Here is a 14,126-nt window from a genome sequence, read left to right on the forward strand (position 1 = left end):
AAAAGTAGGGTATCACCTTGTAGTGATACCCTTTTTTGTTTGGACAGGATTAATAGTAAATGAAATTTATATCGGCGATTATCCGAATATATCGACTTTTCGGCAAAAAACGACGACTATCGCAAACCTTATTTTAGTTTCATAGTTGAATCACTTGAATAATTATTTGATAATGGTTATCATTTAGGGAGTCTTTTTAATTTTGAAAAATGGGGGGAAGGTATGCTACGTAAATTTTTTTCTTACTATAAACCGTATAAAGGTTTATTTATACTCGACTTTTCTTGCGCAGTTGTCGCAGGGTTGTTAGAACTTGGCTTCCCGCTTATCGTAAATCAATTTATTGATAAGTTATTGCCGGGGCAAAACTGGACGCTTATTTTATGGGCTTGTTTCGGTTTACTTGCAGTGTATATGTTAAATGCGGGCTTACAATATGTTGTTACATATTGGGGACATATGCTTGGTGTTAACATTGAAACGGATATGAGGCAGAAATTATTTGATCACATCCAAAAGCTATCATTCAGATTTTTTGATAATAATAAAACAGGTCATTTAATTTCACGTCTTACAAACGACTTAATGGAAATTGGTGAAATTGCTCACCACGGGCCAGAAGATTTATTTATCGCCGTTATGACTTTAGTTGGGGCATTTTCATTTATGATGATGATCAACTGGAAGTTGGCTCTATTGACGTTCTTCGTCATTCCATTCTTATTATGGTTAGCGCTTTACTTCAATAAAAAAATGACAGGAACATTTAGACGTTTATTCTCAGATGTTGCTGATTTTAATGCATGCATTGAAAATAACGTTGGTGGCATCCGCGTTGTACAAGCATTTGGAAATGAAAAGTTTGAGAAAGAGCAATTCGCTGTTAATAATGCTCGTTTCCGTACAACGAAATTAATGGCGTATAAAATTATGGCGTTAAATTCGTCGATTAGTTATATGCTTATGCGTCTCGTAACGCTCTTCGTCTTAATATGTGGTACATGGTTTGTGCTACAAGGTGAATTAACGTACGGTGGATTTATCGGATTCGTTCTATTAACGAATATTTTCTTCCGCCCAATTGAAAAAATTAATGCGGTAATCGAAAGTTATCCGAAAGGAATCGCTGGTTTTAAGAGATATGTAGAGCTTCTTGAAACAGAGCCAGATATTGTAGACGCTAAAGATGCGTTGGAAGTGAAACATGTACATGGTGATATTCAATATAACAACATTACGTTCGGATATGAAAATAAAGAACCGATTTTAAATGACATTAGCTTGAAAATACATGCAGGCGAAACAGTTGCATTCGTTGGACCATCAGGAGCTGGAAAAACGACTTTATGTAGCTTATTACCACGTTTTTATGAACAATCATCAGGATCCATTCAAATTGATGGTATTGATACGAATGATATGACGTTATCGTCACTTCGTAAGCAAATCGGAATCGTGCAGCAAGATGTGTTCTTATTCTCTGGAACGATTCGCGAAAATATCGCTTACGGAAATTTAAAGGCATCAGAGGCTGAAATTTGGCAGGCAGTAAAACGTGCGCAATTAGAAGATTTAATTTACTCACAACCAGATGGTTTAGATACCGTTATCGGTGAGCGCGGCGTGAAACTTTCAGGTGGACAGAAGCAGCGTCTAGCGATTGCTCGTATGTTCTTGAAAAACCCGCCAATTTTAATACTTGATGAAGCAACTTCTGCACTAGACACAGAGACGGAACTAGCGATTCAAAAATCACTTGCTGAACTATCTGTCGGCCGTACAACATTAGTTATCGCTCACAGACTTGCGACGATTAAAAATGCAGATCGTATCGTCGTTGTAAATAAAGATGGTATTGCGGAACAAGGTTCACATGATGAATTAATTGAACAAGGCGGAGGATACAGCAGGTTATACGAGGCTCAGTTCAGTTCGTAAATATAATTTCTAATGAATTAGCACATCATATAAGTAGATGGAAATCTCATATGGGAGGCTATAAAGTATGATTGTAACAACAACATCTACAATTCAAGGAAAAGAAATTATTGAGTATATCGATATCGTGAATGGAGAAGCGATTATGGGCGCGAATATCGTTCGTGACCTTTTCGCCTCTGTTCGTGATGTTGTCGGTGGTCGTGCTGGCGCTTATGAAAGTAAATTAAAAGAAGCGCGCGACATCGCAATGGAAGAAATGAAAACTTTCGCGAGGCAAAAAAATGCGAATGCAATTGTTGGTATCGACGTGGATTACGAAGTAGTTCGCGAAGGGATGCTAATGGTTGCAGTGAGCGGGACTGCTGTCCGTATTTAAAGTGAAAAGCCGTGCTGATGCACGGCTTTTACTGTTATTGATGCTATTCTATGTCGAAGTTTCAATATTTCTTGGGAAATGCGGAAGGTCTCGTCGATATATAGGGAAGACATTAGAGCGCTTCTTGGCATTTCCGGATTTGAATTAATAATGTTTCATAATTGTAAACCTTCACACTAATGTGAAGGTTTACTCTGTTTTTTCGCAAAAGAGTCTACATGATTTAAAAATACTTGAATAGCTTTAGATGGGATAAAATATTTGCCGCGCACGATGGAGAATGGACGGATGAGTTGTTCGTCTGGAACTTCGACGTGGAATAGTTCTTTTGCCAGTAGCTCTTTCCGTACAGTCCAATCGGAAAGGATAGCGATGCCAAGCCCGGCAGCGACGGCTTCCTTTACGCTTTGGATACTACTGAATGTAAAGAATCGTTTCATTTTTAAATGGTGTTGATGAATAAAACGATCGCTATAAGCACGTGTACCAGAGCCATTTTCTCTTAATACCCATACTTGATCTTGGAGTGAGCTTTCATTTATTTCATCTGTGCGGAGCAGCGGATGATTTGGCGGAACGACGAGCTTCATTTCATCTTGCATAAATGTTTCAACGTCAACGTCGCCGTATACGACTTGCCCTTCCACTAAGCCGATATCAATTTGATTAGAGCGAAGACTTTGCAAGACGTCTTCTGTATTTGAGATAAAGGTATGAACTTCGACGTGTGGATTTTCATTCGCATAGTTAGCCATTATTTTGGGAAGTAAGTATTCGCCAATTGTAAAACTAGCACCGATACGAAGGGTTCCTGTTACAACGTTATGTAGTTCGTTAATTTCTTGTTTCGCATCTTCGTAAAGAGAGAGCATTTGCTTTGCATGTATATATAATATGTTTCCAGCCTCTGTCACTTGAACGTGCTTCGGGGATCGCTGAATAAGTGTAGTTCCAAATTCATTTTCTAAGTTGCGTATATGCATACTTACGCCAGGCTGTGAAAGGTTTAATAATTCTGCTGCACGGGAGAAGTGTTTCTGTTCCACGACAGTAACGAAAATTTTTAAAATATCTACGTTCATGTAATGAGCTCCTCTCGTTTTTCTTTCATCTTATCATAAATATTTCTGATGATAGAGATTCAATATTGATATTAAACTTATTATAGAAACTCTCTTATAATGTAAGTAGATAGAACATGCATGTTCCAATACGATTATTGGAGTGGTACAAAGTGGAACAAACACTTGTTATACAAAAGAAGAAGCGTTTTGGATTTTCGCAAGGAATTGGAATTACACTATTAATTGCAATTGCGGCGAAATATTTAGCAGAGCTTCCATTTTTAAATATTATGGGACAATTAGTAATTGCTATTCTAATTGGGATGGTTTGGCGTGCGGCAATTGGAGTTCCTCATGATGCAATTGCAGGGACAAACTTTGCGAGTAAGAAGTTGCTTCGCTTCGGGATCATCTTACTTGGAATGCGATTAAATCTTGTTGATATTGCGAAGGCAGGGCCGAAAGTATTGGTCATCGCAGCGGTTGTTATTACATTTACGATTTTCGTTGTATACGGACTAACGAAAGTATTTAAGGTAGAGAAGAAGCTTGGAATTTTAACAGCATGCGGGACGGCAATTTGCGGGGCGGCTGCTGTCGTGGCAATTGCACCGCAAGTGAAAGCGAAGGATGAGGAAACGGCAGTTGGCGCAGCGATTATTGCAATTTTAGGTACAATATTTACACTTATTTATACGCTATTATACCCAGTGCTTGGCTTCTCGCCGTACGGCTACGGTGTATTCTCAGGTGCGACGCTGCATGAAATCGCTCATGTCATCGCAGCTGCAGCGCCAGGAGGAAGCACGGCTGTAGACATCGCAGTTATTGTGAAGTTAACGCGCGTTGCAATGCTTGTGCCAGTAGCGATTTTAATTGGATTATGGTTCGGTAAGAGCGAAGGTAGCGAGGAAAAAAGATCGTGGCGTGACCTTCCGATTCCGTGGTTCATCTTCGGATTTTTAGCGATGAGTGCAGTGCATTCGCTCGGTATTATCCCAGAAGTTGTTGCCGGATACATTGTTGTCATTGCTTATATGCTCATCGCAATGGCGATGGCGGGGCTTGGTTTAAATGTAGAGTTTAAAACGTTCCGTAAGTTAGGAAGCAAAGCATTCGTGGCGGGGCTGATCGGTTCAGTTTTCCTTGCTATTCTTGGATACGTTCTTGTATATGCGTTAAGGTTTATGTAGTAGGGCGGAGAAGCTGTTCCCATAGGTATTTGGGAACAGCTTTTTCTTATGATTATAGGGCTACGGATGTCGGTAAGTCGATATATTAAAAAATCGCTGATATAAATTAAATGACTCTTGTACTTTGGTAGAGAAGATGTTCAGTGAAATGTATTTTTAAAATTTGTAAAGATATCTTTACTTTGAAATGGAAAATATTTATAATTAGAGTAAAGATATCTTTACTTTTGAAGGTGGAGCCTATGGGTGTGAAAAATACAATAAAAGAGTTAAGAAAGCAAAATCATATAACGCAAGTTGAAATGGCAAAGGCGATGCAGGTGACGCGGCAGACGATTGTGGCGATTGAAAACCATCATTATAACCCGAGTCTAGAATTATCGTTAAAAATCGCTAAATATTTTGGAATGAAGGTGGAGGAAATATTTACGCTAGAGTAAGGGGAGAAAAAATAAATGATAAGTTTGAGAGATTTCAATTAGATTATACGTTTAAATATATAGGGATTGGTTTTGGTTTATTAATAAGTGTGGCATCGACGAGTGTATTAGCAACAAGGAATAGATAGAAAAAGGGGAACTGGGATGGGATTACCGGTATTATGTGTCGCTACGGCTATTTTTGCTTTGTTTTGGGGAATGCAGAATTTCTCTCGTAATCCAGTACCAAGTATTTGTATTATGCTTGGCACTGTAGGTTTATCATATTATTTATTAGTGTCAGCTCATTATCATAAAACAGCAACGAGTGTTGTCGTTGGAGCACTTATTTTATTTTGTGGGCGCGCTGTACAAAAAGGATTATTTCCGTAAAAGCTGTTTATACGAAGAGTATAAACAGCTTTTTGTATTTTTTTAACAAAAGTATTGAAAGTGACGTTACGTCATCTTTTATAATGAAGGGGAAGAGGTGATGGTAGTGATTTCAATACAACAATTGACGAAAGAAACAGGGGTAACAGTACGTACATTACGTTATTATGATCAAATAGATTTATTAAAGCCGAGCGGGAAAACAGAAGGCGGTCATCGTTTATATAGTGAAGCTGACGTAATACGTCTCCAACAAATTTTATTTTTAAAGGAAATGGGATTTTCATTAAAAGAGTCTGCGAATATGTTAGTAAAAGGTGAACTTAACTTAAAGGATTCGCTTGAAAAACAACTTCGATTTGTACAGGAAGAACAAAAGAAATTCAATCGAATGGAGCGCGTTTTACAAGCAGTTGTTTATTCGGTAGATGTGGAGGGAGAGCTCGATTGGAAAGTTATGTTTGAACTGATCCAGCTTTCGAAACAGTCTTCTCGTATACGTGAAATATTTCAAAATGAAGTATTTTCAAAGGAAGAACAAAAATTACTTCATAATTTGCCAAATATGAGTGAAGAAGATCCGAATGTTTTAGAATGGGTAGATTTATTAAAGCAATTACGCACTTTTATGAAAGACGGTAAAGAAGCCGCAAGTGATGAGGTGCAAGGGGCAACGAAGAGATTAATGCAGAAGTGTTTAGAAATGGCCAATGGTGATGAAGCATTTTTAGATAAGTTATGGGAAGTTAGAAAATCGAAGGAAGATTCACAGAAAATGAGCATGTATCCAATTGAAGAAGAACTTTTATTATATATGGATGAAGCTTTTCGTATATATGATGAAAAGGAGAAGGATAAATGAGTATACTTGCAGAATATCGTTGGTATTTTTTAATTGGGGCAGAGATTGTATTTTGGTTATCAGCTATCGGTTTCTTTTTACTCCGCTACGGATTCCGTTTGAAGAAGGCAAGCTTTATTATGGGGATTGTACTCCTCATAAATGAAGTGTTTATTTTAACCGTAGGGGTAGTGGATTATTATCAAACAGGAAAGTTCTCTAACTTTCAAATCATTACGGTAATTATTTTATTGTATGCAGTTTTCTACGGGAAAAAGGATTTGAAGAAGCTTGATATATTTGCGCAAAAGCTAGTTGCGAAATGGCGGAATGAACCAGCGCCAATTATGGAAGAACACGTAGAATTAACAGGTATGGCTTATGCGAAGCAGGAAATAAAAAATTGGGTATTACATCTTGTTTTATTCGTTGTTGTGCATATTTTCTTTTTCTTTCTGTACGGTTTTGTCCCGTTTGAACAATGGCATAATTGGTTAGAAACGGGGATTGTTTTAAATGAAAAAGCAAGTCGTGTTAGCCAAGTTTGGGCGATTATACTTTTAGTGGATACAGTTATTTCATTTTCATATGTTCTTTTCCCGAAGAAGGAAAAAGGAAAAGAGAAGCTACTTTCGTAGAGGAAAGTAGCTTTTTTAGTATACCAATAGTTTGTATAGGAGAGGATGACAGTAGGAAAAAGAGCTAGTTTTATATGTCTATTTGAAATGCATTAGGTTTTTAATTAGTGTGTTGTTTACTTTCTGTTCATGTGGGAGAAGGTTTGATAAGGAAGGAAGTGTTCTCTCCTTCCTTTTTCTATGTATATATTGTCGAAAACTTTACCGAATATCTGTTCGTTTTTTTAGGTTTTTTATGGGCATTCGTGGTAAAATAATAATACAGATTTTTTATGAGGAGGTCGGATTTTCTTGGAACGTCAATTTGAAATTGTCTCAGCGTATTCCCCACAAGGTGATCAGCCGGTAGCTATAGAGAAGCTTGTAGAGGGAATTAATAGTGGAAAGAAAAAGCAAGTGTTGCTTGGAGCGACAGGAACGGGTAAGACATTTACGATTTCAAATGTCATTAAAGAAGTGCAGAAGCCAACACTTGTCATGGCTCATAATAAAACATTAGCAGGACAGTTATATAGTGAGTTGAAAGACTTTTTTCCGAATAATGCAGTTGAATATTTTGTTAGTTATTACGATTATTATCAGCCAGAAGCATATGTGCCGCAAACAGATACGTTTATTGAAAAAGATGCGCAAATTAATGATGAAATTGATAAATTGCGTCACTCAGCAACGTCCGCATTATTTGAACGGGACGATGTAATTATCGTTGCGAGTGTTTCGTGTATATATGGTTTAGGTTCTCCGCAAGAATACCGTGAGTTAGTTGTTTCACTTCGAGTTGGTATGGAAAAGGACCGCAATCAATTGCTTCGTGAACTTGTTGATGTACAGTATGGACGTAATGATATTGATTTCAAGCGTGGTACATTCCGCGTGCGCGGAGATGTAGTTGAAATCTTCCCGGCATCACTTGACGAGCATTGTATTCGAATTGAGTTTTTCGGTGATGAAATCGATCGTATTCGTGAAGTAAATGCGTTAACAGGTGAAGTATTAGCAGAACGTGATCATGTAGCAATCTTCCCAGCATCTCACTTCGTTACACGTGAAGAAAAGATGAAGGTCGCTATTGAAAATATAGAAAAAGAATTAGAAGAACGTTTAAAGGAATTAAATGATAATGGCAAATTGTTAGAAGCGCAGCGTATAGAACAACGTACACGTTATGATTTAGAAATGATGCGCGAGATGGGCTTTTGTTCAGGGATTGAAAACTATTCCCGCCATTTAACACTTCGTCCAGCGGGTGCAACGCCGTATACGCTATTAGACTATTTCCCGAAAGATTTCTTAATCGTTATGGATGAGTCACACGTATCAGTACCGCAAGTAAGAGCGATGTATAACGGGGACCAAGCACGTAAACAAGTGCTTGTAGATCATGGATTCCGTCTGCCATCAGCTTTAGATAATAGACCGCTTACGTTTGATGAGTTTGAGGAGAAAACGAATCAAGTGATTTACGTTTCAGCAACGCCGGGACCGTACGAATTAGAGCAGTCGCCAGAAGTAATAGAACAAATTATTCGTCCAACAGGACTTTTAGATCCACCTATTGATATACGACCAATTGAAGGGCAAATTGACGATTTATTAGGAGAGATTCAAGATCGCATTGCAAAAAATGAACGTGTATTAATTACGACTTTAACGAAGAAGATGTCAGAGGATTTAACGGATTACTTAAAAGATGTAGGAATTAAAGTGAACTATCTTCACTCTGAAGTTAAAACGTTAGAACGTATTGAAATTATCCGTGATCTTCGCCTCGGTAAGTTTGATGTTCTTGTCGGTATTAACTTATTGCGAGAAGGATTAGATATTCCGGAAGTCTCACTTGTCGCTATTTTAGATGCTGATAAGGAAGGATTCTTACGTTCAGAGCGTTCGTTAATCCAAACAATCGGTCGTGCAGCACGTAACGAAAACGGCCGCGTTATTATGTACGCAGATCGTATAACGAGATCGATGGGAATTGCAATTGAAGAAACGAAGCGTCGTCGCACTATACAAGAAGCTTACAATAAAGAGCATGGTATTACGCCGAAAACAATTCAAAAGGGCGTGCGTGATGTGATACGTGCCACGACAGCTGCTGAAGAAACAGAAACATATGAAGCAACGCCAGCTAAGAAGATGACGAAAAAAGAGCGTGAAAAAACAATTGCGAAGATGGAAGCAGAGATGAAAGAAGCAGCAAAAGCGTTAGATTTCGAGCGTGCAGCTGAATTAAGAGATTTACTATTAGAATTAAAAGCGGAAGGGTGAAAAGAGTGAGTAAGAGCAAGGATTTTATTGTTGTAAAAGGTGCTAGGGCACATAACCTAAAAAATATTGATGTAACCATTCCGAGAAATCAGCTTGTTGTTGTGACGGGATTGTCTGGTTCTGGGAAATCATCATTAGCGTTTGATACGATTTATGCAGAAGGGCAGCGCAGATACGTAGAATCGTTATCTGCGTATGCGCGTCAGTTTTTAGGACAAATGGATAAACCGGATGTAGATACGATTGAAGGATTGTCACCAGCGATTTCAATTGATCAAAAAACGACGAGTCGTAATCCGCGTTCAACTGTCGGAACGGTAACGGAGATTTATGATTACTTACGTTTATTATTTGCGCGAATTGGTACGCCGATTTGTCCAAATCATGGCATTGAAATTACATCACAAACAGTGGAACAGATGGTAGACCGTGTTCTTGAATATCCTGAGCGTACGAAATTACAAGTGTTAGCCCCTATCGTTTCTGGGCGTAAAGGTGCACATGTGAAAGTGCTTGAAGATATTAAGAAGCAAGGATATGTTCGTGTACGTGTTGATGGTGAAATGCTGGATGTATCTGAAGAGATTACGTTAGATAAAAATAAGAAGCATTCTATTGAAGTTGTCATTGACCGTATTGTTGTAAAAGAAGGAATCGCAAGCCGCCTTGCAGATTCACTTGAAAGTGCATTAAAGCTTGGCGGAGGCCGTGTGTTAATCGATGTAATGGGAGAAGAGGAACTTCTATTTAGTGAACATCATGCTTGCCCGCATTGTGGTTTTTCAATTGGAGAATTAGAGCCGCGTATGTTTTCATTCAACAGTCCATTCGGAGCATGTCCTTCTTGTGATGGACTTGGTTCAAAGCTAGAGGTAGATTTAGAACTTGTTATTCCGAACTGGGATTTATCGTTAAAGGAACATGCGATTGCGCCTTGGGAACCGACAAGCTCACAATATTACCCGCAGCTTTTACAATCTGTATGTAATCATTATGGCGTTGATATGGATGTGCCTGTGAAAGATATACCGAAAGATTTATTTGATAAAGTGTTATACGGAAGCGGTGAAGAGAAGGTTTATTTCCGCTATGTAAATGAATTTGGTCAAGTAAAGGAAAATGAGATTTTATTTGAAGGTGTTATTCCAAATATTGAACGTCGTTATCGTGAAACGAGTTCTGATTATGTTCGTGAGCAAATGGAAAAATATATGGCAGAGCAAGCTTGTCCGAAGTGTAAAGGTGGGCGCTTAAAGCCTGAGAGTTTAGCTGTTTTCGTTGGCGGGAAAACGATTGCTGACGTAACGAAGTATTCTGTTCAAGAAGTACAGGAATTCTTCTCAAATGTGGAACTAACGGAGAAACAACAAAAAATTGCGCATTTAATTTTAAGAGAAATCCAGGAGCGCGTTGGGTTCTTAGTAAACGTCGGTTTAGATTATTTAACGTTAAGTCGTGCCGCAGGAACATTATCAGGTGGTGAGGCGCAGCGTATTCGTTTAGCGACGCAAATTGGTTCTCGTCTTACTGGCGTACTTTACATTCTTGATGAACCTTCTATCGGTTTGCATCAGCGTGATAACGATCGTCTTATTCGTACATTGCAAGAAATGCGCGATTTAGGTAATACGTTAATTGTCGTTGAACATGATGAAGATACGATGATGGCAGCTGACTATTTACTTGATATTGGACCTGGTGCAGGTATTCACGGTGGACAAGTCGTATCAGCAGGTACACCGGCTGAAGTGATGCAAGATGATAATTCATTAACAGGGAAGTATTTAAGCGGTAAAGAGTTTATTCCTGTTCCACTTGAAAGACGTAAAGGTGACGGAAGGAAAGTGGAAATTGTCGGCGCAAAAGAGAATAACTTAAAGAATGCGAAGATGTCATTCCCGCTTGGTACGTTTGTAGCGGTAACAGGTGTATCTGGATCAGGTAAAAGTACGATGATTAATGAAGTACTATATAAATCGTTAGCGCAAAAGTTATATAAAGCGAAAGCGAAGCCGGGTACGCATAAAGAAATTAAAGGTCTTGAGCACTTAGATAAAGTAATCGATATTGATCAATCGCCAATCGGTCGTACACCACGTTCTAATCCAGCGACGTATACAGGTGTATTCGATGATATTCGTGATGTGTTTGCACAAACGAATGAAGCGAAAGTGCGCGGATATCAAAAAGGACGTTTCAGCTTTAATGTAAAAGGTGGACGTTGTGAAGCGTGCCGTGGTGATGGAATTATTAAAATCGAAATGCACTTCTTACCAGACGTATACGTTCCGTGTGAAGTTTGTCACGGTAAACGTTATAACCGTGAAACGTTAGAAGTGAAATATAAAGATAAAAACATTTCTGAAGTGTTAGGGATGACGATTGAAGATGGAGTAGAGTTCTTCGCTAATATTCCAAAAATTAAACGTAAACTTCAAACGCTTGTAGACGTTGGGCTTGGTTATATGAAATTAGGGCAACCAGCTACGACGTTATCTGGTGGTGAAGCGCAGCGTGTGAAATTAGCTTCTGAATTACATCGTCGTTCTACAGGACGTACGTTATACATTTTAGACGAGCCAACGACTGGTTTACATGCACATGATATCGCACGTCTTCTAGAAGTGCTGCAACGTCTTGTTGAGAGCGGTGAGACGGTACTTGTAATTGAACATAATTTAGATGTAATTAAAACAGCTGATTATATCGTTGACCTTGGACCAGAGGGTGGAGACAAAGGTGGACAAATCGTTGCTTCCGGAACGCCAGAGCAAGTAGTGAAAGAAGAGCGTTCATATACAGGTAAATATTTAAAAGAGATTTTAAATCGTGATAAAGCAAGAATGAAAGAGAAGATAAAAGAAGTAGAGCTATCACAATAAGGTATTATTAAAAACCGAGTGGCAATGACACTCGGTTTTTCGTTCATAGGGGGAGAAAATGGAGTTTGTAGATGTTTTAAGAAAGAAAAATATGAAGGTAAGAGAGTTTCAAAGTTGGGGTGTATATTTTCGGAAGCGCTGGGAGGATAACTTTGCAAACCATGTAAGTGATGAGGAAAAAGAAGACATTTTTCTTTACGGAGATAAGTACGGATGTGGGTATCTTTGGCACATATTTAGTTATGAGAAAAAGAAGTGTTTAGAGGGTGAAGAAGCGGAGAACGCGTTTCATAATGAAGTGAAAAAGGATTGCTATATATTCTATCAACATTGTGATGATGTACTGCTAATAAAAGATGCGAGTTCATTACATCTGAATGATATATTGTGTGAGACGGATGATATGTATAAAGGCGATATCTATATTGTAGGTAAAGAGTTCACTTGGACTTTTGTAAAAACGCATGAACATAGATGGTGTGGTCCCTATTTCACAAAGAGATGTTGGTAGGTATACAAGCAGGAAGAGTAGAATAAGTTGATATAAGTGTTTGTATGATACTTGCGTTTCTTATCTATTAGCGTATGATGAAATATATATGTCAAAAGGATGTGTAAGAAAATGAGATGGATTGTATCACTTCTTGTAAATAGCGTTGTGTTAATCGCTGTATCGGGACTTTTAAAAGGGATTGCACCAGACGCGTTTTACGTAGCAAATATACAAACTGCAATTATTGCGAGTATTATTTTGGCTGTTTTAAATGTGTTTGTAAAACCGTTTTTAATTTTAATTACGCTACCAATTACTGTTGTAACTTTTGGTTTCTTCTTAATTGTAATTAATGCGATTACGCTAAAAATAGCAGATTCATTATTAGGAGATGCATTTAATATATCGGGATTTGGTGTAGCGATTGTTGCGGCAATTTGTATTTCAATCTTTAATATGATTATTGAAAAAGCAATTGTGGAACCTCTATATGAAAAAAAGAGAAAATGACAAAAAGAAAAACATTTCATGCTGTGTATGAAATGTTTTTTTCTATTTATTAGAAACCGTATTTCTTGTTTCCAGAAAAAAATGGTACAATATCCGGTAGAATGGAATTTTACATCAAATGAGACTGAACCCGCAGCGGAGTGGAGGTTTATACATATGCCGAAAGTAAGGACAAAAGATTTAATTGAACAATTTCAATTGGAGTTAATAAGTGGTGAAGAGGGAATTCATCGTCCAATTGATACAAGTGATTTATCACGACCTGGAATTGAAATGGCAGGATTTTTTACATATTATCCAGCTGATCGCGTGCAACTTCTTGGAAAGACGGAGCTTACGTTCTTTGACACGTTAACGACAGAGCAAAAACAAGAGAGAATGAAAGCGCTTTGTACTGAGGAGACACCATGTATTATTGTGACTCGTAATCAAGATGTACCAGATGAGTTATTGCAAGCATCACGTGAATCAGGCATGCCTTTATTACGTTCTGCTCAAACGACAACAAGATTATCAAGTCGTTTAACAAATTATTTAGAAGGTAAGTTAGCACCTACAACAGCTGTACATGGTGTGTTAGTAGATATTTATGGCGTTGGTGTTTTAATTACAGGTCAAAGTGGTGTCGGTAAAAGTGAGACAGCTCTTGAGCTTGTAAAACGTGGTCACCGTCTTGTTGCGGATGATAGTGTAGAAATTCGCCAAGAAGATGAAGACACATTAGTAGGAAGCTCACCAGATTTAATTGAGCATTTATTAGAAATTCGTGGTCTAGGTATCATTAACGTTATGACGTTATTTGGTGCAGGGGCAGTGCGAAATTATAAGCGTATTACACTTGTTATTAATCTTGAAATTTGGGATCAAAAGAAAAATTACGATCGCTTAGGTCTTGATGAAGAGAAGATGAAGATTATTGATACAGAACTTACGAAGATTACACTTCCAGTTCGCCCTGGTCGAAACTTAGCTGTTATTATTGAAGTGGCAGCGATGAACTTCCGTTTAAAACGTATGGGAGTCAATGCAGCTCAGCAGTTCTCTGAACGATTAATGAGTGCGATTGAATTAGGAAATCAGGAGTAAACTTTGGAGAGGGAGGTCATAC

13 protein-coding genes and 1 pseudogene are annotated in these 14,126 nt (G+C 38.1%); 13 read left to right on the forward strand and 1 reads right to left on the reverse strand.

Features of this window, described 5'->3' with window-relative positions; all coding sequences use genetic code 11:
• The first annotated feature begins 222 nt into the window (after window positions 1-222).
• On the forward strand, window positions 223-1,938 hold the full coding sequence (locus ACZ76X_RS18990; protein ID WP_479851374.1) for an ABC transporter ATP-binding protein: 1,716 nt from the start codon (window positions 223-225) through the stop codon (window positions 1,936-1,938).
• 67 nt (window positions 1,939-2,005) lie between these two features.
• On the forward strand, window positions 2,006-2,317 hold the full coding sequence (locus tag ACZ76X_RS18995; RefSeq protein WP_000637523.1) for a heavy metal-binding domain-containing protein: 312 nt from the start codon (window positions 2,006-2,008) through the stop codon (window positions 2,315-2,317).
• A 176-nt stretch (window positions 2,318-2,493) separates the two neighbouring features.
• On the opposite strand, the gene ACZ76X_RS19000 is transcribed toward ACZ76X_RS18995, so the two are convergent.
• Complete coding sequence (locus tag ACZ76X_RS19000) at window positions 2,494-3,399, reverse strand: LysR family transcriptional regulator (protein ID WP_479851375.1); 906 nt, start codon at window positions 3,397-3,399, stop codon at window positions 2,494-2,496.
• Window positions 3,400-3,551: 152 nt separating this feature from the next.
• On the opposite strand from ACZ76X_RS19000, the gene ACZ76X_RS19005 reads away from it, so the two are divergent.
• The 11 genes and pseudogenes from ACZ76X_RS19005 (at window position 3,552) to hprK (ending at window position 14,104) form a co-directional block, all read left to right on the forward strand.
• Complete coding sequence (locus tag ACZ76X_RS19005) at window positions 3,552-4,574, forward strand: YeiH family protein (protein ID WP_479851376.1); 1,023 nt, start codon at window positions 3,552-3,554, stop codon at window positions 4,572-4,574.
• A 242-nt stretch (window positions 4,575-4,816) separates the two neighbouring features.
• Window positions 4,817-5,014, forward strand: a complete 198-nt coding sequence (locus ACZ76X_RS19010) for a helix-turn-helix transcriptional regulator (RefSeq protein WP_002143740.1) — start codon at window positions 4,817-4,819, stop codon at window positions 5,012-5,014.
• Between the two features lie 56 nt (window positions 5,015-5,070).
• Window positions 5,071-5,142: pseudogene (locus ACZ76X_RS19015) on the forward strand (ATPase); the annotation flags it as partial.
• 16 nt (window positions 5,143-5,158) lie between these two features.
• Window positions 5,159-5,386 carry a hypothetical protein gene (locus ACZ76X_RS19020; protein ID WP_000524124.1) on the forward strand — a complete coding sequence of 76 codons (228 nt, stop codon included), beginning with the start codon at window positions 5,159-5,161 and terminating at the stop codon, window positions 5,384-5,386.
• A 100-nt stretch (window positions 5,387-5,486) separates the two neighbouring features.
• On the forward strand, window positions 5,487-6,248 hold the full coding sequence (locus ACZ76X_RS19025) for a MerR family transcriptional regulator (RefSeq protein WP_142337501.1): 762 nt from the start codon (window positions 5,487-5,489) through the stop codon (window positions 6,246-6,248).
• On the forward strand, window positions 6,245-6,865 hold the full coding sequence (locus ACZ76X_RS19030; protein ID WP_000025198.1) for a hypothetical protein: 621 nt from the start codon (window positions 6,245-6,247) through the stop codon (window positions 6,863-6,865). Before ACZ76X_RS19025 ends, ACZ76X_RS19030 begins: the two co-directional genes overlap by 4 nt.
• Window positions 6,866-7,156: 291 nt before the next feature.
• Window positions 7,157-9,133, forward strand: a complete 1,977-nt coding sequence (gene uvrB / locus ACZ76X_RS19035) for an excinuclease ABC subunit B (RefSeq protein ID WP_479851377.1) — start codon at window positions 7,157-7,159, stop codon at window positions 9,131-9,133.
• A 5-nt stretch (window positions 9,134-9,138) separates the two neighbouring features.
• The gene (uvrA, locus tag ACZ76X_RS19040) at window positions 9,139-12,015 is read left to right on the forward strand and encodes an excinuclease ABC subunit UvrA (RefSeq protein ID WP_479851378.1); all 2,877 of its coding nucleotides are present in this window, start codon (window positions 9,139-9,141) and stop codon (window positions 12,013-12,015) included.
• A 58-nt stretch (window positions 12,016-12,073) separates the two neighbouring features.
• Window positions 12,074-12,526: a DUF4275 family protein gene (locus ACZ76X_RS19045; protein WP_479851379.1), complete on the forward strand. Its 453-nt coding sequence runs from the start codon at window positions 12,074-12,076 to the stop codon at window positions 12,524-12,526.
• Between the two features lie 111 nt (window positions 12,527-12,637).
• Window positions 12,638-13,018: a phage holin family protein gene (locus ACZ76X_RS19050; RefSeq protein WP_001267308.1), complete on the forward strand. Its 381-nt coding sequence runs from the start codon at window positions 12,638-12,640 to the stop codon at window positions 13,016-13,018.
• 156 nt (window positions 13,019-13,174) lie between these two features.
• Window positions 13,175-14,104 carry an HPr(Ser) kinase/phosphatase gene (gene hprK, locus ACZ76X_RS19055; protein ID WP_048528164.1) on the forward strand — a complete coding sequence of 310 codons (930 nt, stop codon included), beginning with the start codon at window positions 13,175-13,177 and terminating at the stop codon, window positions 14,102-14,104.
• The last annotated feature ends 22 nt before the right edge of the window (window positions 14,105-14,126 follow it).

It is taken from the genome of Bacillus sp. BC05(2025) (genome assembly GCF_056725905.1).

Excerpts from the sequence above, each read along its gene's own strand:
- ACZ76X_RS18990 (WP_479851374.1), top strand. The coding sequence starts at position 223 with ATGCTACGTAAATTTTTTTCTTACTATAAACCGTATAAAGGTTTATTT.
- ACZ76X_RS18995 (WP_000637523.1), top strand. The coding sequence starts at position 2,006 with ATGATTGTAACAACAACATCTACAATTCAAGGAAAAGAAATTATTGAG.
- ACZ76X_RS19000 (WP_479851375.1), bottom strand. The coding sequence starts at position 3,399 with ATGAACGTAGATATTTTAAAAATTTTCGTTACTGTCGTGGAACAGAAA.
- ACZ76X_RS19010 (WP_002143740.1), top strand. The coding sequence starts at position 4,817 with ATGGGTGTGAAAAATACAATAAAAGAGTTAAGAAAGCAAAATCATATA.
- ACZ76X_RS19020 (WP_000524124.1), top strand. The coding sequence starts at position 5,159 with ATGGGATTACCGGTATTATGTGTCGCTACGGCTATTTTTGCTTTGTTT.
- ACZ76X_RS19025 (WP_142337501.1), top strand. The coding sequence starts at position 5,487 with ATGGTAGTGATTTCAATACAACAATTGACGAAAGAAACAGGGGTAACA.
- ACZ76X_RS19030 (WP_000025198.1), top strand. The coding sequence starts at position 6,245 with ATGAGTATACTTGCAGAATATCGTTGGTATTTTTTAATTGGGGCAGAG.
- ACZ76X_RS19045 (WP_479851379.1), top strand. The coding sequence starts at position 12,074 with ATGGAGTTTGTAGATGTTTTAAGAAAGAAAAATATGAAGGTAAGAGAG.
- ACZ76X_RS19050 (WP_001267308.1), top strand. The coding sequence starts at position 12,638 with ATGAGATGGATTGTATCACTTCTTGTAAATAGCGTTGTGTTAATCGCT.
- hprK (WP_048528164.1), top strand. The coding sequence starts at position 13,175 with ATGCCGAAAGTAAGGACAAAAGATTTAATTGAACAATTTCAATTGGAG.